This is a genomic window from Lacinutrix sp. MEBiC02404 (assembly GCF_053601575.1).
Map to the genome: position 1 here is coordinate 55,917 of NZ_JBSHNV010000225.1, position 19,936 is coordinate 75,852.

The window sequence follows — 19,936 nt, forward strand, 5'->3', positions numbered from 1 at the left end:
TTTTAAGGTTAAAATTTAGAGCGTAATTGTTGTTTCAAATATATTTATTATTTAATATTATAATTCTTGTTTCGTATAAAAAAAATGTACTTTTATTTACTTAAAAAAACAGACTTCATTTTATGGACAAATTGGTTTTATTTAACGACACAAAACTAAAAAGCTTGCTTAGTAAAAGACCAAAAGAATCTAAATTTGGTGAACACATTAAAGTACTAACTACTGTTTCCAATATATACGAGCAACTTATAAATTTAGATGTTAGCTATGTTTTGATTGGCTTACCGGAAGACGTAGGCGTTTTTGCAAATCACGGAAAATCAGGCGCTTCCACTACATTTGAAGCCGTAATTAAAATTTTGTTAAATATACAGAGTAACCAATTTACACATGCTAATAAAGTCCTTGTTTTAGGACATTTAGATTTTAATGAAGCCTTAGAAAAACTAGAAAAATTAGATCAAACCAAAAGCAAAGACATAACCAAAGCTAGAAAAATGGTGCAAAAAATAGACAAACAGGTGTCTAATTTAGTACATACTATAGTGAAATCTGGTAAAATTCCGATTATTATTGGTGGCGGACATAACAACGCTTATGGTAATATTAAAGGGAGTTCGCTCGCTTTAAATACCGCTGTAAATGTTGTGAATTTTGATGCACATACCGATTTTAGAGATGAAGAAGGAAGGCATAGTGGTAATGGTTTTAGCTACGCTTTCGCGGAAGGTTTTTTAAATAATTACTTTATTTTTGGGTTGCATGAAAACTATAATTCGCAAAACATTTTAAACCGCATTGCAAAGCAAAAAAGGATTTCCTTTAATACGTTTGAAGCAATTGCTATTCGAAGAGAACTGAAATTTAAAAAAGAAATGGAGCGCGCTTTAAAACACGTTTCTTCAAAACCTTTTGGTATTGAAATAGATTGTGACGCTATTGAAAACATACCTAGTAGCGCCAAAACACCAAGTGGGTTTTCGGTTACCAAAGCTAGAAACTTTATAGATTATTTTGCAAAACATAAAAACGCAACGTACTTGCATATTTGTGAAGCAGTCGCTACTCCAGAAAACGAAACACAAGTTGGTAAATTAATAAGCTATTTTATTACCGATTTTATTAGATCTAATACCGCAAAATAATGACAAAAATTAAGTTAGAACTTTTCCGATTAGGACTTACATTTATAATTTTTGTATTTGTAATCACACTAGTATTTATGGAACTTAATCAAGTGCGATCCAATTGGTTCTCGGCATTTTCTAAAGTCTTCTCTACTCCTGCTTTTGTATTGAGTTTTTTAATCCCAGTTTGGATGATTGTAGATTTAATACGCAAAAAAGTCGCGGATAAATCTATATTTAATCTTACCTTTTTTATATCTACTATATCTATATTACTCCTGTTTTTCGCAATAATATTCCTTAAATAAAAGATTTCCTTTGGAAAATAAAATATTTAGCATTAATTTTACATAAGTACTTATATAACTATTTATATTATGGATGCATTACAGGGATTTGGAGAATTAGGAATAGGTTCTAGATTAAAACGAATAAGTGAGTCAATGATGAAGGAAACGCAGCTAGTTTATACTTATTTTAACCTAGATTTTGATCCCTATTTATTTCCTGTATTTAAGATTATTACGAATAAAAAAGAGGTCACAACTACCGAAATAAACGACTCTTTAAACATATCACAACCTGCAATTACTCAGTCTATTAATAAATTATTAAAAAAAGAATTAATAACGGTAACCGCATCTAAAACAGATAAAAGAAAAAAGAATATTCAGCTATCAAAAAAAGGAGAACAATTTCTTATCGAAGTCCATCCAATTTGGAATGCAATTGATCTAGTAATAAAAGATTTTACGACAGATGCTTCTACTTCTTTAATAGAACATTTAAATAGACTAGAAAGTAAATTAAATACGCAATGTATGAGTCAATTAATTATAGATAAAATACAAATGAAAACACAAACAGCATTAGAAATTATCGCTTTTAAGAACAAGTATGCCAGCGATTTCTATACTTTAAATATGGAATGGTTAAAAAAATATTTTGAGGTAGAACCTTATGATAAAAAGGTATTAAGCGAACCTGAAAATTATATTATAAATAAAGGCGGGTATATATTTTTCGCAAAATTAAATGACGAAATTGTTGGTACCGTTGCATTAATGCCAATACAAGAAAAAGGAACGTTCGAACTAACAAAAATGGCAGTTTCGCCAGAACACAGAGGCTTTAAAATAGGACAGAAACTCATGCAACATTGCCTAGACTTTGCCAAAGAACAAGAATTTAAAAGACTACTACTCTACTCTAGCCGAAAATTGGAAAATGCCATCTACATTTATAGAAAATTCGGTTTTATTGAAGTACCTGTGGAAGCAAATTGCGTTTATGAACGTTGTGATATTAAAATGGAATATCCGCTGTAAATAGAACAAAAAAAAGACGTTTCTAAAGTAGAAACGTCTTTTTAACCAACTAAACTTAACTATTAAATTTGTATAACTACTGTGCTTCCACCTTAAGCACTTAGTTTCTCTGCTTTTACATTATTTGTTTCTTTAACCTCAAATTGATTAGAAGTATTATTTTCTCCTCCAGCTTTTAAGGCTTTATCTCCTGCAAAAAATGCTTTATGGTCATCTCCAAGATCAGAACCCGCCATTCTTTGATGCTTTACACAAGAAACTCCTTTTCTAATTTCTTGTCTTTGTACACCTTTTACGTATGCTAACATGCCATCTTCACCAAAATAACCTTCGGTTAAATCATTCATGTGTAATGCCGTTGTATGATAGGTTGGTAAAGTAATTAAATGGTGAAAAATACCAGCTTCTCTTGCTCCATCCTTTTGGAACGTTTTAATTTTCTCGTCTGCGCGGAAGCACAATTCGGTATTATCATATGCTGCATTCATTAAATTATTTCTGTCGTAAGCAGTCATATTTTCTCCTTCCGCAAGCATTTCTTCAAATACTTGTTTACGGAAATTTAAGGTCCAGTTGAAAGATGGCGAATTGTTATAAACCAATTTTGCATTCGGCACCACTTCTTTCACTCTATTTACCATGTGTGCAATTTGTTTCACATTTGGTGTTGGTGTTTCAATCCATAATAAATCTGCGCCATTCTGAAGACTTGTAATACAATCTAAAACCACACGATCTATATTCGATCCTTCTTTAAATTTGTATAAACCGTTTGGTAAACGTACCGGACGCACTAATTTGCCATCTCTTTTAAGCAATACATCATCTTCTTTTGCATCTGTAATAGCTATCTCTTTGGCTTCTACGAAAGCTAAATACTGCGACGCTAAATCTCCTGGCTCCTGACTCACTGGAAGTTTTTGTGTTAAACCTGCTCCTTCCGAATCTGTTCTTGCTACAATAATTCCGTCTTCTATTCCTAACTCTAAAAAAGCATAACGAATAGCGTTTAGTTTCGCAATAAAATCTTCATGAGGAACGGTTACTTTTCCATCTTGATGTCCGCATTGTTTCGCATCACTTACTTGGTTTTCTATCTGAATAGCACAAGCGCCAGCTTCAATCATTTTTTTAGTTAACAAATAGGTAGCTTCTTCATTACCAAAACCTGCATCAATATCTGCTATAATTGGAACAATATGTGTCTCAAAATTATCTATCTCATTTTGTACATCTTCCCCATTTTCTAGTCTTTTGAATAAATCATTTAATTCGATAGCATCTGCCTGACGTAAAAAATCATAGATTTCAGCTATAAGACTTGGTACTGCTGTTTTTTCGTGCATAGACTGATCTGGTAATGGTCCAAATTCAGAACGTAATGCGGCAACCATCCAACCAGAAAGGTATAAGTATCTTTTGCTCGTTGTTTTATGATGCTTTTTAACAGCAATCATTTTTTGTTGCGCAACAAATCCGTGCCAGCAACCTAATGATTGTGTGTAGTTTGATGTATCCGCATCATAGGCAGCCATATCTTCACGCATAATTGCTGCAGTATATTTAGCGATATCTAAACCTGTTTTAAAGCGATTTTGTGTCACCATTCTAGCAGCACTTTCTGGACTTATGGCATTCCAAGTATTTCCATACTTTGCTTTAAGATTTCTTACTGTTTCTAAAGCCGAACTATAATTACTTTGTGCTAAATTTTTCATAATTTTGTATTTATGTATTAAGATTTTTTTCTAGATTTTGATATTGTTGTCTCGCAAACTATTGCAGTAGTTGCGAGACTTTTTTTTTACCCTTAGTATGCGATAGAACTTCGTTGTGAAGTTTGGAGATACAATAAATACTAGTGTTTTTTATTTTTAGCATAGCATTGTTATGGTGAAAATAAAAGGCGCTGCGCAGCGATAGTATTTGCAGTAGCTCCAAGCTGTAATAGATTTTCTATTGTATACTATGGGTTAAATGTATTGGTATGCTGGAAGCGTTAAAAACTCTTCGAATTTTTCCTGGGTTACTAGTCTTTCAAACAACTGAATTGCTAATTCAAACTTGGTATTTTCTATCTTATCGGAACCAATTATGGTAATTATTTTTTCGACTTCACTATCCAAAATAGCATCAAATAAAGTTCTCGTAAACAATCTACCATCCTCTAACTTGACTTCGTTTTTTAGCCATTGCCAGACTTGTGTTCTGGATATTTCGGCAGTTGCTGCATCTTCCATTAAATTGTAAAGAGCTACAGCTCCATGACCTCGTAACCAAGCTTCGGTATATAAAATACCTACATTAATATTTTTTCTTATTCCTGCTTCGGTAACGGTTCCTTGAGGGATTTCGACTAAATCTTCAGCGGTAATATGTACGTCTTCACGAAGTACATCCAATTGGTTTGGTGTTAGCATATATTTGTTAAATTCTTCCATAGCCACTGCTACCAAATCTGGATGCGCAACCCAAGTACCATCATGACCATTTTTAACTTCGCGTTCTTTATCTTTTCTTACTTTTTCTAAAGCTGCAGCATTTGCTTGTTCGTTATTTTTAATCGGAATTTGTGCCGCCATTCCTCCAATAGCAAGAATTCCTCTTTTATGGCAACGTTGAATTACTAACTTTGAATAGGCATCCATAAACGGAGTTGTCATAGTTACTTGATCGCGATTAGGAACTACAAAATTTGGATGGTTTCTGAATTTTTTGATGTACGAGAAAATATAATCCCAACGACCACAATTTAAACCTACAATATGCTCTTTCAGCTCATAAATAATTTCATCCAACTGAAAACTTGCTGTAATCGTTTCTACTAATACCGTTGCTTTAAAAGTTCCTTGGGACACATTTAAATATTCTTGTGCGAAAACAAAAACTTCATTCCACCAACGTGCTTCTAAGTAATGTTCTAATTTTGGAAGATAGAAATATGGAGCAGTTCCATTTTCTAGCATCGCTTTGGTGTTATGAAACACATACAAACCAAAATCTACTAAGCTTCCAGAAGCTTCTTCATTATTAATTAAAATATGTCTTTCATTTAAATGCAAACCTCTTGGTCTCACCAATAAAACCGCTGTTTTATTATTTAATTGATACGACTTATCTTTTCTAGAATCATACAAAGAAATCGTTTTATTATTGGCATCTATTAAGTTTTGCTGTCCTTCAATAGTATTCGTCCAGGTTGGTGCATTACTATCTTCTAAATCTGCCATAAACGTTTTTGCGCCAGAGTTTAAAGCATTAATAATCATCTTTCTATCTACAGGACCAGTAATTTCTACCCGTCTATCTTGCATATCTAACGGAATTCTACCTGCAGTCCAATCGCCTTCTCTAATATTTTTAGTCTCTCTAGGAAACTCTGGAAATTTGCCAGTATCAAAAACGGCTTGTTCTTGTTCTCGTCTGCTTAATAACTCTATTCTTTTCGAATTAAATTTTTCATGTAAAGCAGTTATAAAAGTTAAAGCATTATCGGTTAAAATTTCTGGATAGTAATTTTTCACCTCCTTTGCGAATTGGATCTTCGTTTGTTTTAAAAGTATGTTTTCCATGTTGTTATGATTTTACTCTACAATATTAAAACAAACTTTTTAATAAAACAAGCGAACGTTCGCTAAATTTTATATTTCCGCTTTTTTTATAAAGTTCGCAATATTTTGTATCTTTGATTTTATAATTATGGAAGAAGAATATATAAAGCTCATATTTGGCTTGAAACTCAAGCAAATACGCACAGACAAGGATTTATCGCTTTTTGGTTTATCGAAACTTTCTGGGCTCTCAAAATCGTATTTAAACGAAATAGAAAAAGGAAAAAAATATCCAAAACCAGATAAGATTGCCACACTTTCTGAGAAATTAGATATCCCTTATGACCAAATGGTATCGCTAAAACTAGATAAGAACCTCGCTCCTATTGGTGAGATTCTTCAGTCGAAGATTTTAAAAGAAATTCCGTTAGAAGTATTCGGTATTAAAGAAAGCACTCTAATTGAAATTGTGGCAAATGCGCCAGCAAAAGTAAATGCTTTTATTAGTACGATTATTGAAATTGCAAAACATTATAATTTTAGTAAAGAAAGTTTTTACTTGGCTTCGCTGCGTTCGTATCAAGAAGCAAACAATAATTACTTTAATGATTTAGAAGAAAGTGTTATTGCTTTCGCGAAAGCATATCAAGTCGATTTAACCCAACCGATTACTTCTAAGGATTTGGAAGATATTTTAGTGGAAGAATACGGTTACACCATTCATAATAACGAATTAGACAAACATAAAAGCTTAATTAATCTACGTTCTGTGTTTGTGCCAAAAAACAAAACCTTACTGTTAGCTAGTGAAATTGATGATGCACAGCGGACTTTTATTTACGCCAAGGAATTAGCATATAATTATTTAAAATTAGAAGATAGACTGTATACTTTCTCTTGGATTAAATTTGAAAATTTCGATCAGGTTTTAAACAATTTTTATGCTTCGTATTTTGCAGGAGCATTAATTTTACCAAAAGCATTAATCACACAAAAACTAAAACTCATTTTTGATAAAAAGACTTTTGATACTTCTCTTTTTGAGAAAACAATGCAAAGTTTTAATGCTTCGCCAGAATCTTTTTACCAACGTTTAACCAATATTTTACCCAAAGAATTTAATATTCAGAATTTATTCTTTTTACGATTTACACATAAAGCCGGTAGTGATAAATATCATCTTAAAAAAGAATTACATTTATCACATCAACATTCTCCTCGTGCTAATGAAACGAATGAAAGTTATTGCCGACGCTGGGTTTCTTTACATGTATTAAAAGAAATTAGCGCCAACCAAAAAGAGCATGTATTTGATATGCAAATATCGAATTACCCAAGTGATAATATGAAGTATTTAGTGCTTTCTTCCGCTACTAAAGATCCTTTTAGAGAAAACCATTATCGAAGTATTAGTATTGGATTATTAATAAACAAACAACTACTTAAGAAGCTTCATTTTGCGGAAAACAAAAAAATAATAACACAAGATGTTGGTGTTACTTGTGAGCGTTGTGCGATTCATAATTGTGCAGTTAGAAAAGCGCCAGCTATATTTTTAGATCGACATGCAAAAAACAAAAAAATTGAAAATGTGGTAAGCGATTTGATGGAGAAGTTTAGTTAGAAAATAATTTTATAAAGGATACATTTTTACAATTACTAAAACACCTTTAAATTTTACACGAATATGGCTAATTAAGATAATTATTTAAAGCATCTATAACTTCATTTGGTTCTGAACGTGTTCTATAATCTACATTGACATAGCTCCATTTTACTAAGCCATCAGTACCTAAAACAAAAGTAGCTGGAATAGGTAATATATTTCTATTTCCATTATTAATTGTTTCTAAGTCGAGATTACGATCTACTCGCATGTGCTCCATTAAAAACTCAGGAACTTCCCAAGCAACTCCATATTGCGAAGCTACTTTTGCATCTTGGTCTGATAATACTATAAATTCTATTTCACTAATTTCATTTTTAGATAAGGAACCATCAGGCACCTGAGGACTAATAGCGACTAATGTTGCTCCTAGTGCTTTAATATTCTCTAATTTAGCTTGTAAAGCTCTAAGTTGTAAATTACAATATGGGCACCAATCCCCACGATAAAATGTAATAACCACAGGCCCTTTATCTAATAAACTCTTTAGTGTAACTAAATTTCCTTCAGGATTTGGAAGCACAAAACTTGGTGCTTTTTCACCAACCATAATAGCATTTTCTCCCTCCTGGAAAGCTTTTGCTTTATTAATAATAGCATCAACACCTTTCATAAAGTCAGGCTTAGCTTTTCTCCCAGCTGCAATTTTAGCATCTGTTTGCTCTTTTAAGGTTTTCATTAATTTTTTTAATTAAAAGCAGTACCGCTTATTTTTTTAGTGCATTTCTAATTGAGAAATATTTTTTATTAAGTAAATACTTTGATCACAATATGTGAATTGATAGCAAAAAAATACTTGAAACCGTTTACTAGATTTTTCACTAGTTTTACATCAAAAAGAAATCGCTACTCTTCTATTTTAACAGTTTCCTTTAAAGCCTTAATAGAATCAATCTGACGTTGTAATTTTTCAATTTGCAACGACTCTTTATCCACAGCAGGAATTGCTTTTATAGAATCTAAAATCTTTTGCGCTGTTTCTATCGTTTTTGTTTCCTCTGCAAAATAATAGCCAATACCTTCACTAGATCTCCAAGCTTCGTTTAATTGGTCGTATACTGTTTTTTCCCATTGACTCGGGTGTTTCGCATCAATCCAAACCACATCTCTATATTCACTATCTATTAAAGCTAAATCTGGAGTTGCAGAACCATCAAATTGTGCACTTTCGTCTCTTATTGCAGAAACGGTTCCTAGGAAAAACATACGTTTTCTACCAGCTATATCTTTAATATACGGTCTAAATTCTACAGGTTTGTTGACCGACCAATCGTATTCTTTTCTAGACTCTATTACTTTTAAAGGCATTGCCGAAACTCCTGCATATCCTTGCTTTTTGGAAGCATGATCATAATAATACAAAGCATCTGTACCATCTGCAGGAACAAATACACTATAGGTTAAACTGGTACGTTCATCACCAACTGGTTCTAAACCAAACCAATGATATAAACCACTATAAGCACTTACTTTGGTATCTGAAAAATCGAAATCCGTTACAAATGGTTGCTGATTTTGATCGTTCGGTAAATTCGGAATTTTAACTGCTGTTTTCATATTCCAAGGTAATGGATCACTAAATCCGCCAAGAAATTTTAAAGATTCTGCTTGCAGGCGAGAAACCTTTTCCGACAAGGTATTTTGTTTCGTTAAATACGGATGGTTTTGCATTTCTTCAGGTGAAATAAAAGTCCCTTTACCAATAGTAACACGTTCTAGATAATCATTAAAATCGTGTTCTCCACTATCTACAACCATTACACCTCCAAAGGTTGGATATGGAAATAAGAAGCCTTTCCACTTAATTAAACTTACGACTTCTACCCATTTTCCGGAATCATTTTTCATATAAAACGTATCGCTTGGCTCGTAATTAAAAAGCATCCAAGGATTAAAACGTTGCACCACTGCGTTGTATGTATTTCTACTAAACTTTAGAGATTCACCAATAGAAAAAGTTACTGCAATTCTGTTTTCACTAGAAAAACGTGGAAAAGGTGTGGTACTCGAAACCGAAAAAACTTCTTCGGTATTATCACTCATCCCTTGCCAAACGTATTTCTCTGTAGGCTGGATTGCCATCGTCCATTTATTTAAACCATCTACTCGAACTAAATGCGGTAAAGAAACATCTTTCGTTTCACCAACACTTTCGTTAGCCATCGAATAAATGTTTCTTAAAGGCTGGATACGTTCGTTTTGCGTTAAAGGCAATTCGTTTATTTCAATTTTATTCAGATTATTAAAAACGTTATATGTTTTCATATAATCATACATTTTAAAATGCCAACCTGCAAAATAAAGGATCCCAAAGAAAAGCATCATCATTACCAAAACACCAATTCGGCTCCCTCCAGAAGCTGTATTTCTAAATCTTCGCAAACCAAAATAGAGCACAATAGCACTTAGAAGAATTACAAAAATGTACTTTCTAAAAAATAGTAAGGCTGGTTGATAATCGTCACGCAACACAAATAATGTGATGATTAATATTAGCAATCCAATAATTACTATTCTTTTTTGCTTTCCTCCTTTATTCCAGTAGTTTTTTAACATTTTTTATAGCTTTTTGCCACTAGTTATTAGCCTTTAGCTACTATGGCAATTTGTTAGTTTTTTGTTTTGTCATTCTGCGCTACGACGCAGAATCTATTATTTTTTTGTGGATTCCGCATCCAATGCGGAATGACAAGTAGTTACATTAATCCTTTATCTTTTAAACGCTCTCTTGCGCTCTTCGTTTCTACTTTTGTTTCGTCTTTAATCTCTGCAATATCATCTTCTCTTTTAGAAAAAGTTTGTTCTCCTTTTTCCTTTAAGTCCTCCATAAAATCTTTTCCTTTTTCAATAGTTTCATGAAAAACATCTTCAATAGATTCGCTTTGTTCGTCTATCACTTCGCTAGATTTAAACACAAAATTAGCAATATAAGTTCCTACTAAGGTTCCTACAATCATCGATGCGAATAAAGAAATAGTTGCAATATCTATAGGAATTAAAAATCGTGCGATTACAATTCCTACTAAAAACAAGGAAGTAATAAATACAATACGCAACAATAAAGATTGCTGATATACAAAGCCTTTTTTACTTGTGGCACGCATTTGTAATTCTTTAGCATTAAAAAGCTTATTAAAAAAACGATAAACGCCATTTCCTTGTGATTCTCTCCAATACAGAAGGATTCCGAATAAAATAGAAGCGATAAATATGATTAGTTCTAGTGTCATGTTTTGTTAGTTGTTTTGTCATTCTGCGCTTAGCCTGTACTCAACTTGATTGGGTAACGCAGAATCCATTAATATTTCCAATCGGATGATAAATCCTCCCAATTCTTGTTTTCTTTTTCAATCAAATCAATTTTCCATTGTCGATTCCAATTCTTTAATTGCTTTTCTCTTTTAATTGCATCGTTTACATATTGAAATTGTTCAAAATAAACTAAAATATGCAAACCATACTTTTTAGTAAAACCTTCATACAGCTTATTTTTATGCTCAAACATCCTTCTTTCTAAATCATTCGTCATTCCAATATATAATGTTCCATTTTTCATATTAGAAAGTATATATGTGTAATACTGATGATAATTTCCTTTCATTTTATAATGGATTCCGCATCCAGTGCGGAATGACAAACCTATGTTTAAACTATAACTACTAAATTAGTCTAATTTCTTTATATATTGTTACTAATAGTTTCTATAACCCAATCTTTCATAGAGTCACTAAAGGTTTGATATGCTTTATAAAAAGCTTCTTTATCATACCAATATAAAAACAACACATCTTTTGATGAAACATTAATTAGCAGTTTCCAGATTAAATCTTGGTGTTTTGCATTTAACGACGAATGTGGTTGGTGTAATGCATCATAAAACTTTTGATCCACTAAATCATGGATTTTAAAAGCATTGCTTCGCTCTATTTTTTCTAAATAGATTTCTACGCCATTTACACGCTTTAAAGCTTCTGCATCTATGGTATTTAAGTATCTTCTAAATAGCACATTATCATTCAGAATATCTTTTATAGGATGTTTGGTTTCTTTTAATTCTTGATACAGCATCATTTTTTTTACACGACTGTATTGTGGCTTCTCTATAACTTTTTCTAAATCACATTCTATTAACATATGATTTCGCAATTTCTCCATCAGTTCTGGCTGTTCAATATGATAAATTAGCACGTCGTGAATGGTATCTTTTATCGCTTCTTTATAGGTATCCATATCTTCGAAAACCACAATTTCGCTAATAAAATCTCTTAATACATAAACGCCTCCAAGCGCTCTTGTATAAAAAGAGTTGGTTTGAAATTCTAAAGCTGGTAATTCTAAATCTCTCTCACGCAAATCACCAAAGGTCTTCGCCGATTTTAATAATTGCTGTTGTAAATCTTCATCTATAAAATTATTACCTGTTTTAAACTTTTCTATTAGTTGAAATTGCTCTTTTTGCACATGATACAATTCATTTATCAAATGAAAATTAATAGAAACAGTATCATATTTAAGCACATCTAATGGCTCATAAAAAGCATCAATATGCTGATTGAAATCTAAACAAATAGCGCAATCTCTAGTGATATCATTAATTTTACCTTCGTACGTACTAAAAACAAGTTTCATCATTTCCCGATCAAAAGTGTGATATGGAATATAAACTGGTTTTCCTTTTTGTAATGGTGAAATAATAATGCCGTGCGGATTAGCATCACCATGATTTAGGTAATGCATGTCTTTTTTTTCTGCAGCTATTTCCGGACTCCAACCAACGCCGTCGATAGAAAAACTAGTAAGTGTGGTTGCATCAAAGCCTAGTTTCACTAGACATTTGTTGTAACGTTCTACTAATTTTCCACTTATTGGAATTAGTTCACTTTGGTATAAATTTGCTGCTTTTAATTTTTGCATCTTTTTATTTCTTCATCAGTTCGAGGACAAAAACGAATTGCTTCTCGATACTATTTTTTAAATTTCCACCTGTATCTGCAATCTAAATACATTTTAAATGGAATAGCTTCAAAAATCACTTGCTTCTCGATACTATTCTCTCCTTCGTCGAAAATCACTTGCTTCTCGATACTATTTTCTCCTTCGTCGAAAATCACTCGAAGTGACGTTATTGTTCTTTTAATAAATTATTAATCTGTGCATATTGCAATAACATAATTGTTTTTGCATCCATAATCCTTTGATCGTTCATCATTTGAATAGCTTCGATAAAAGAAATTTCTAAAACTTCGATTTCTTCGTTTTCACTTTCTAATCCGCCACCATCATTTACCTGCATGGCGTCTGTATATTCTGCGACAAACAAATACATTTTTTCTGTAACTGCTCCTGGAGAAGTGTATGCTTCTAAAACTTTAGTTGCTTTTGGTATTTTATAACCAACTTCTTCTTCTACTTCTCTAATAATACAAACTTCGGGTGCTTCGTTTTTATCAATTGCACCTGCGCAAACTTCAATAGACATGCCGTCGTTTTTATTGTTTGCATACGCAGGCATTCTAAATTGTTTGGTTAAAATAATGGTCTGTTTTTCTTTGTTATATAATAACACGCAGGTTCCGTCACCTCTATCGTAACTCTCTCTAGATACGCGTTTCCAGCTACCATCGTTAAATTGATAATCGTAATCAATTTGATTTAAAGTTGCCCATGCATTGGAGAGTATTTTAGTTGTTATGTTTTTTAGTTTGTTCATGTTTTAATTTCAAATTTCAGATAACTATTTCTCGATACTATTTTTCGTAGCTCAAAAATCACTTGCTTCTCGATACTATTTTTTCGTGCCTCAAAAATCACTTGCTTCTCGATACTATTTTTTCGTGCCTCAAAAATCACTCGAAGTGACATACGTTTTCATTATTCAACTATTTATTACCAAAAGTATCTCTTGCTTTTAAATCAATATTCATTTGATTGATTCTAGCATCTACCTTACGTTTAAAGTCGGTATCTGCAATTGTTGCTACATTATCTAGGTAACGCACTACTTCTTGTCTTCTTATTTCTGAAAAATCTAAACCTTTCATATTGGCACGCATTAATTCTTGTAGCATATTAAACTTGGTATCGTAATCTTTTTTGAAATAGATTTCCGGATTATCGAACCAATCTTCTTCTAAATCGAAATCGGTTAAACGAAGTGAAACAGCACTTTGAATATTACGAACATCACGAGAAGAAAAGAAAGGAAAGATCTTTTGAATCTCCATATATAGATTTGCATAAAACAAATGATGATTCGTTTTAAAATGCTTTTCTACTTTACCATAAGCATCTAAAACACGCTGTTCTGTTGGTTTATTAGAAACATTTAGAATTTCTCCCATACTTTTTGCTAATCCTTGATCTTGCAGATAACTATAATTTTCTGGACCTTGCATATTTACAAAATCTGGCATGGTAGTATCTAATTTACGCCACCATAAATGATCTTGATCTAAAAAATCATGCTCGGTTCTTGCGCCATCAATTTTAAAACGTCCTTGCACACGAGAAATAACTGCTTTATCTAACATTTCTGGAAGATTGGTAAATAAACCTACCGAACTATTTCCATAATTTACAGCATAAGCACCTTCCGTATAACGTAAAAACACTCCGATTACTTCTTTAACTCCAGCGGAAACACCTTGCGCCGTTCGTTCTTGTAAATTGTTTTCGGCATCATCAATTGGTGCAAAAATTAATTTTGTAGGATCTTGTAATGGTTTCATCCATTCCACCATTTTTTCGGCAGAACCACCTTGAAAGGTACTAATTAAAGTATCTGGCATTGGGTGAAATAAAAATGGAATATCTAAATTATCTGCATGTTCTTTTAGTCGTGTTGCAATAGCTGCAATAAGCATACTTTTTCCCGTTCCCGGAATACCATATCCCATAAAAACAGGCATAAAACCACCAAGTTCTTGAAACGGATTCAATTTTGCTTCAAAATCATAACTCAGCATACGTTCTGTTAAACGTCTAGCAAAGTGTTTTGCATCTCTATTACCTACAATTTGCTCGAATTGTATTTTATTAAATTCGATACTTTTTGCTGTTCCTTGAAATACATTATCCCAACCAGAAACTGCAAAATCACTTTTTTCTAGCTTGTAGGTTCTATCTACAATAGTTTCGGTGTATTCTAAACTACTTTTACGCAGTTGAATTTCATCAATTAAAGCTTCAAAATAAACCACTGTAAAATCAATAACATCTTTATCCGATTTTATAATATCTGGATGTGATAAATATTTATCGTAATAAAATAAGCTACAAGAAATTCCTTTTAAAGGCGAAAGCAAAGAGACTTCTGGAATACCAGCAAATTTTTGCTTCATCACCGATAAATCATCGGAAGCATGTGATTTTAAGTCAAAGAGAATTTTATATGCAGTTGCAAAAAGCATGTATGCTGTTGCGGTGTGCATTTTACTTTCATATTCTCGCTTTCCATTCGTATCTAAAGCCGATTTGTTTTCATTTAAGGTCGATAAACCAGACGCATCATAATAACTATCTTTTATCCAAACCCCTAAAGTAATTCCTTCTTGCACCGCATAAAGCGTATGGTTTAAGTGAATTGGAATTGCTACAGATTCGGGTAATAAACGTTTTTTTAAAGCTAAAATGGTTTTAGAAATCGAAGTTACATGTACATTACTTCCATTATTTGCTCTCGACAAATAGAGTAATATAGATTCGTCCTTGCCATTATCTTCTTTATTCTTGGCACGTTGTCCTTGTTCCCATTGTACCGATTTTATATACGTAGTTGCTTCATCACGAAGCATATCTAATTCGTTTTGCTTTATTGGAAAAGTTGAGTTGTGTTCCATTTGTTTTTAGTTAAAAAATTATTAATGAATAGGGAGAAATAGCCACTAATTCACAAATGCTTATTCTGAATAACTCTCCTCCTTTTTTTAAGGAGGAGTGGATTCCAATTTGAAAAAATTAGAAGACGTGGTGGTTATTACCCTTCCGCCTTTAATTCTAAAAAGAATTAAATCCACCTTCCCTTAAAAAAAGGGAAGGAATTAATTTCTATTATTTATTTTATTCAATTCTAAAATTTGAATTGAGGCTTTTGCAAGTTTATTCCCAATTTCTAAAGTTTTAATTTAATCGAAAATTGTATAGCTTTGCGGATTCTTCAATTTCAGTATCCAAATTACCATCAAATTTAAAACTATGAATCATCCATGTATCGTTTGGTTTATAAAATTGGAATGTGAAACGAATTGGTTGTCTATCATATTTCACCAAGTAGCTCATTAAAATATAACTATCTGCTAATTTTTTTTCAAGAATCAACTCTTTACCATAATACTTACCAACATAGTCTTCATTTAAACCTTGCAACTGACTTTTTAATTGAATAATCGCATCTGCCGATTTACTAATCCATTTATTCGGTTTATATAAGTTATCTATTGCTACTGAAGAACCTTTTTCTTTAAATTCTTTAAAGAATAATTCCACTACTTCAGTTGGATCTCCTTGTGCCACAGTAGAAAATGACACAAAAAACATAATAATTAGTAATACTTTTTTCATTTAAAGATTCTTTTAATTAGTCTATACGTTATTTCAATTCTGAAATCTGAATCGGAGCTTTCGCCAATTTATTCATGATTTCTGGTGTTTTATTATATAGTAATTGAATGATTCTGTGTGGTGCAAATACATAGCGCTGTCTAAAAACAGCATCCCATTTCTGAAAAGTTTGTTTACTAAAAAAACCGCCTTCTTTAAATTCGCTTTGTGATTTTAACGCATCTACTTTAAAGGAAATAGCATAGGAATTTAAAGGAATTGTTTTACTAGCAATACCTTCTAGAATAGCGTGCGTTACTTTATTTTCGTCTTTTGCAAATATGTTATGTATTGGTCCTAAGTCCACACGTTTTATCAATTTAGGAAACACTTTTGGCAACCGTTTATCAATTCCGTAAGCCATGGTATCGATATTCATTTCTCGATCTGCAACGTTTTTAAGCGTGGTATATATTTCGTCTCTTTCTTTTTGCGGATTACTTCCGTCATAATCAAAATACATATAGCAAACAAAAGGTCTATTGTGTGAAACATCATAAAAACTCCAACTTACTAGATGCTCTCCTGGAGAATTTTCTGGTGCTTTTAGAATTTTACCTTGTACAAAACGATTAAATATGAATTCCTTTTTTGCCGAAGCATAATACACTATAGAAGCTGCTTGAAATAGTTTTCGTTTGCTGATTGGTTCTTTTTTATGAAGTAGCGTATCTAAAAACTCTTCTTTTAAAGTGTCTATACTTGTGAGTTTACCTAAGTATTCTTCGCGTAATTCTAGATCGTTGAATAGATAACGAAACTCTAAGTAATTTGGAAAACCAGAATCTGTTAAATCCACCTTCATGTTTTCCTCCTCATCATACATATATTTCACACGCATGGCTTCTACAGAATACAGAAGTAAATCACTGTATTGTTTAAACAGAAGTATTTCTTGTTGGTTTAATATTTGCTTTTGTTGTACTGCAACTAGGAGTTCTTTAAGCGCAAAGTCTACCATATTATGATAGAAAACATATTGCTCTTTGGAATCGAGTATTGCGGAATCTAGTGGTGTTACTATCATTGTTTAGTATTCAGTAAGCAGTATTCCGTAGGCCGTTTGCCGCGAATACATGAATATTTCTTTAGACCTGACAGGTTTTAAAAACCAGCGATGTCTTTTTTTTTGCGTTAAGGATTGAAGCGGCATACTTTTGCTTTTTTGCAAAAGATATAGCGGAAAGCCTGACTTTTTGTTTTCCTGTACGGTTTTAAAAACCGCACAGGAAAACAGAAAGGAACGCCCAAATTAAAACTACTCATAAAACCATGAGATTGCTTCAAATTTGTTTTGTAAAATTCGCAATCCTTTTATGACAACATATCGTCGTCGTTAACTTCTGGTTTTGGAGCATCTGCAGGAGCAGCATCGCCACCTGAAGGTGCATTTGCATCTGCTTTATAATAATCTTCAAAAATTTCTTTCATATCGATACCGTAACGCTCTGCGAAGTTTTTTTGAATTGCTGAATCTTTAGCTCTAATCTCACTTAAAGCCTCTGCATAACTACCATAAACACCTTGCATTACTTTTTCGTGCACCGGAATATTATCCATCATTTCCTGACGCGCTTTTGCACTTGCGGTATGCATAGAAGCAAGAGTTGCACCAATATGCTCATCTGTTTTCACACCTAAATGTTCTAAAATAGCAGCGAATTCCTGATCTGTTCTTGCTTTTAAAGCTACCACATAACCGTCATAATATTTAAGACGCTCATCGGTATCGGACTTTAATTTTGCACGATGTGTTTGTAAATTACTACGTAAAGAAGTTAGTACTTTAATAGTTAAATTATGCTTGTGTACAAAACTATCTTTAGAAGCAGCAAGTGTTGTATATGCATTTTTAAGTCCTTCTAATTCTTCTACTTTTTGTTCTAAAGTGGTTACTGCCGATAATGCTTTGGAGTATTCTTCAGATTGTTTATCTGAAACTTCTTCCAATGCTTGACGTGCTTGTTTTAGTAATGCGTATTGTGCTTCTAGCTTATCTTCTACTTCTTTCTTTTTTTGTAGTGCTTTTGTATGGTTATTACTTGCTTCTACAATTGCCGTCTTAAGACTTTCTTCTACTTCTTTAATTTCTATTTCTCTATCTTTTAAACGTTTTACTGCTGCCTGACTTTTAAAAGAAAGTTCGTTTAATAAGGTTTGCACATCAGCGCTTTCAATACGTTGTTGAAATAATGCTTTTGCTTTATTGTCTGCTTCGTCCCGTGTTTTTTGTGCTTGTTGTAATTCTTGTTCTGCGTCTTTTATTTTACTTTTTCTTCCCCAAAGGTTATTCCAAAACGTATCTGGTTTAGCGTTAGCATCTTCTAGCTCTACTTTTGCACGTTCTAAACGCTTAATAGCATCGTCTATAATTTTTTGTTCTGCTGGATTTAATGCGGAAAAACCTTCGAACATAATACCAACTTCATCTTGATAGTCTGTTAAATCTTTAATAGCATCTAACAAAGTAGTTCTGTCTTTTTCTGCCATATCTACAACATTATCTAATGTTGCATTTAAGATTTTCTGACGACTTTCTGGATCCTCTTCTTGTGCCAATTTAGACTTCATCTGGTCTATGGCTTTTCCCCAATTTACATCTACCTTTTCTGTTTTCTCGTTGGAGCTTGTTTCTAATAAATCAAAATCATCAGACATATTGCGTTGTGTGTTTTAAGTTGAACTATATTTCGTTAAGCAATTTCGATAAAAAATATCAGTATCAAAAACGAAATCGTTTAAAATATAAGTAGCGAATCATAATATTTTGTTACATATTTAATTAATTGTTTTTGGAGTATTACCTTTAAATTATATAAATAAATCCTTATGAAAAATACAATATCACTTCTAATTATTGCTCTTTTATCTCTTTCCAGTTGTAAGAACGATAGCAAAAAAAACACAGAATTAATTACAAAAACAGAAGTTAATACAACAGTTGGAACTGAGATTAACAAGGAAATAAAAATCACTCCAATTAGTCATGCAACTATGGTTTTAGAGTATGAAGATACTGTGATTTACACCGACCCTGTTGGTGGCGCGGATGCTTTTAAAGATCAAAAAAAACCAACCATTGTCTTAATTACAGATATTCATGGCGATCATCTAAGTACTGAAACCTTAAAAAATCTAGATTTAAGTAATGCTATTGTTGTGATGCCAAAAGCAGTATCCGAAAAATTACCAGAACTACATGCCTTAGAGCGTATTGTTTTAGATAACGGAAAAACAACTACTGTAAATAAGCATAACATTGAAGCAATACCGATGTATAATTTAAGAGAGGAAGCTTTAAAATTCCACGCAAAAGGAAGAGGAAATGGTTATGTTATTACCCTTGGCGAAGAGCGTATTTATATTTCTGGGGATACCGAAGATATTCCTGAAATGCGTACTTTAAAAAATATTGACAAAGCTTTTGTTTGTATGAACTTACCTTACACAATGCCTGTAGAAAGTGCTGCAAGTGCTGTTTTAGAATTTAAGCCTAAACAAGTATATCCCTATCACTATAGAGGAACAGAAGGTTTTAGTGATGTTTCTTTGTTTAAAACTCTGGTTAATAGCAGCAATAAAAACATAGAAGTTATGCAACTAAACTGGTATTAATATTTTAATAATGAACACATTACTTAAAATGTTTTTTATATATTTGAAGCA

The 19,936-nt window shown here is 32.3% G+C and carries 16 protein-coding genes; 4 read left to right on the forward strand and 12 right to left on the reverse strand.

Annotated features, from left to right (window positions below; translation table 11 throughout):
* Positions 1-122 precede the first annotated feature (122 nt).
* Together ACVCXO_RS19245 and ACVCXO_RS19250 are read left to right on the forward strand one after the other, a co-directional pair.
* Positions 123-1,145 (forward strand): formimidoylglutamase, encoded by a 1,023-nt coding sequence (locus ACVCXO_RS19245; protein WP_452231232.1) that lies wholly within the window; start codon positions 123-125, stop codon positions 1,143-1,145.
* Between the two features lie 359 nt (positions 1,146-1,504).
* Complete coding sequence (locus ACVCXO_RS19250; RefSeq protein WP_452231233.1) at positions 1,505-2,455, forward strand: bifunctional helix-turn-helix transcriptional regulator/GNAT family N-acetyltransferase; 951 nt, start codon at positions 1,505-1,507, stop codon at positions 2,453-2,455.
* Between the two features lie 92 nt (positions 2,456-2,547).
* On the opposite strand, the gene ACVCXO_RS19255 is transcribed toward ACVCXO_RS19250, so the two are convergent.
* Positions 2,548-4,173, reverse strand: a complete 1,626-nt coding sequence (locus tag ACVCXO_RS19255; RefSeq protein ID WP_452231234.1) for an isocitrate lyase — start codon at positions 4,171-4,173, stop codon at positions 2,548-2,550.
* 255 nt (positions 4,174-4,428) lie between these two features.
* Entirely contained in the window at positions 4,429-6,027 is a 1,599-nt protein-coding gene (gene aceB, locus ACVCXO_RS19260; protein ID WP_452231235.1) for a malate synthase A, read from the reverse strand.
* Positions 6,028-6,154: 127 nt separating this feature from the next.
* On the opposite strand from aceB, the gene ACVCXO_RS19265 reads away from it, so the two are divergent.
* On the forward strand, positions 6,155-7,630 hold the full coding sequence (locus ACVCXO_RS19265; RefSeq protein WP_452231236.1) for a helix-turn-helix domain-containing protein: 1,476 nt from the start codon (positions 6,155-6,157) through the stop codon (positions 7,628-7,630).
* 67 nt (positions 7,631-7,697) lie between these two features.
* On the opposite strand, the gene ACVCXO_RS19270 is transcribed toward ACVCXO_RS19265, so the two are convergent.
* From ACVCXO_RS19270 to ACVCXO_RS19315, 10 genes are all read right to left on the reverse strand, one after another.
* Positions 7,698-8,351, reverse strand: a complete 654-nt coding sequence (locus ACVCXO_RS19270) for a peroxiredoxin-like family protein (RefSeq protein WP_452231237.1) — start codon at positions 8,349-8,351, stop codon at positions 7,698-7,700.
* A 167-nt stretch (positions 8,352-8,518) separates the two neighbouring features.
* Positions 8,519-10,228: a hypothetical protein gene (locus tag ACVCXO_RS19275; protein ID WP_452231238.1), complete on the reverse strand. Its 1,710-nt coding sequence runs from the start codon at positions 10,226-10,228 to the stop codon at positions 8,519-8,521.
* 140 nt (positions 10,229-10,368) lie between these two features.
* Positions 10,369-10,902, reverse strand: a complete 534-nt coding sequence (locus ACVCXO_RS19280) for a hypothetical protein (protein WP_452231239.1) — start codon at positions 10,900-10,902, stop codon at positions 10,369-10,371.
* A 68-nt stretch (positions 10,903-10,970) separates the two neighbouring features.
* Positions 10,971-11,273, reverse strand: a complete 303-nt coding sequence (locus ACVCXO_RS19285; protein ID WP_452231273.1) for a GIY-YIG nuclease family protein — start codon at positions 11,271-11,273, stop codon at positions 10,971-10,973.
* Positions 11,274-11,350: 77 nt separating this feature from the next.
* On the reverse strand, positions 11,351-12,586 hold the full coding sequence (locus ACVCXO_RS19290) for a DUF6638 family protein (protein WP_452231240.1): 1,236 nt from the start codon (positions 12,584-12,586) through the stop codon (positions 11,351-11,353).
* A 208-nt stretch (positions 12,587-12,794) separates the two neighbouring features.
* On the reverse strand, positions 12,795-13,382 hold the full coding sequence (locus ACVCXO_RS19295) for an NUDIX domain-containing protein (RefSeq protein WP_452231241.1): 588 nt from the start codon (positions 13,380-13,382) through the stop codon (positions 12,795-12,797).
* A 169-nt stretch (positions 13,383-13,551) separates the two neighbouring features.
* On the reverse strand, positions 13,552-15,510 hold the full coding sequence (locus ACVCXO_RS19300; protein WP_452231242.1) for an AAA family ATPase: 1,959 nt from the start codon (positions 15,508-15,510) through the stop codon (positions 13,552-13,554).
* Positions 15,511-15,790: 280 nt separating this feature from the next.
* Positions 15,791-16,231: a hypothetical protein gene (locus tag ACVCXO_RS19305; protein ID WP_452231243.1), complete on the reverse strand. Its 441-nt coding sequence runs from the start codon at positions 16,229-16,231 to the stop codon at positions 15,791-15,793.
* Between the two features lie 28 nt (positions 16,232-16,259).
* Positions 16,260-17,297, reverse strand: coding sequence for a hypothetical protein (locus ACVCXO_RS19310; protein WP_452231244.1), 1,038 nt, complete (start codon positions 17,295-17,297; stop codon positions 16,260-16,262).
* Between the two features lie 287 nt (positions 17,298-17,584).
* A complete protein-coding gene (locus ACVCXO_RS19315; RefSeq protein ID WP_452231245.1) occupies positions 17,585-18,928 on the reverse strand; it encodes a microtubule-binding protein in 1,344 nt (447 codons plus the stop codon).
* Positions 18,929-19,099: 171 nt separating this feature from the next.
* Here ACVCXO_RS19315 and ACVCXO_RS19320 point away from each other — a divergent pair, with 171 nt between their 5' ends.
* Positions 19,100-19,885, forward strand: coding sequence for an MBL fold metallo-hydrolase (locus ACVCXO_RS19320; RefSeq protein WP_452231246.1), 786 nt, complete (start codon positions 19,100-19,102; stop codon positions 19,883-19,885).
* The last annotated feature ends 51 nt before the right edge of the window (positions 19,886-19,936 follow it).

Bases quoted from the DNA above. Each gene is read 5' to 3' on its own strand.
- ACVCXO_RS19245 (WP_452231232.1), top strand. From the start codon at position 123: ATGGACAAATTGGTTTTATTTAACGACACAAAACTAAAAAGCTTGCTT.
- ACVCXO_RS19250 (WP_452231233.1), top strand. From the start codon at position 1,505: ATGGATGCATTACAGGGATTTGGAGAATTAGGAATAGGTTCTAGATTA.
- ACVCXO_RS19255 (WP_452231234.1), bottom strand. From the start codon at position 4,173: ATGAAAAATTTAGCACAAAGTAATTATAGTTCGGCTTTAGAAACAGTA.
- aceB (WP_452231235.1), bottom strand. From the start codon at position 6,027: ATGGAAAACATACTTTTAAAACAAACGAAGATCCAATTCGCAAAGGAG.
- ACVCXO_RS19265 (WP_452231236.1), top strand. From the start codon at position 6,155: ATGGAAGAAGAATATATAAAGCTCATATTTGGCTTGAAACTCAAGCAA.
- ACVCXO_RS19270 (WP_452231237.1), bottom strand. From the start codon at position 8,351: ATGAAAACCTTAAAAGAGCAAACAGATGCTAAAATTGCAGCTGGGAGA.
- ACVCXO_RS19275 (WP_452231238.1), bottom strand. From the start codon at position 10,228: ATGTTAAAAAACTACTGGAATAAAGGAGGAAAGCAAAAAAGAATAGTA.
- ACVCXO_RS19280 (WP_452231239.1), bottom strand. From the start codon at position 10,902: ATGACACTAGAACTAATCATATTTATCGCTTCTATTTTATTCGGAATC.
- ACVCXO_RS19285 (WP_452231273.1), bottom strand. From the start codon at position 11,273: ATGAAAGGAAATTATCATCAGTATTACACATATATACTTTCTAATATG.
- ACVCXO_RS19290 (WP_452231240.1), bottom strand. From the start codon at position 12,586: ATGCAAAAATTAAAAGCAGCAAATTTATACCAAAGTGAACTAATTCCA.
- ACVCXO_RS19295 (WP_452231241.1), bottom strand. From the start codon at position 13,382: ATGAACAAACTAAAAAACATAACAACTAAAATACTCTCCAATGCATGG.
- ACVCXO_RS19300 (WP_452231242.1), bottom strand. From the start codon at position 15,510: ATGGAACACAACTCAACTTTTCCAATAAAGCAAAACGAATTAGATATG.
- ACVCXO_RS19305 (WP_452231243.1), bottom strand. From the start codon at position 16,231: ATGAAAAAAGTATTACTAATTATTATGTTTTTTGTGTCATTTTCTACT.
- ACVCXO_RS19310 (WP_452231244.1), bottom strand. From the start codon at position 17,297: ATGATAGTAACACCACTAGATTCCGCAATACTCGATTCCAAAGAGCAA.
- ACVCXO_RS19315 (WP_452231245.1), bottom strand. From the start codon at position 18,928: ATGTCTGATGATTTTGATTTATTAGAAACAAGCTCCAACGAGAAAACA.
- ACVCXO_RS19320 (WP_452231246.1), top strand. From the start codon at position 19,100: ATGAAAAATACAATATCACTTCTAATTATTGCTCTTTTATCTCTTTCC.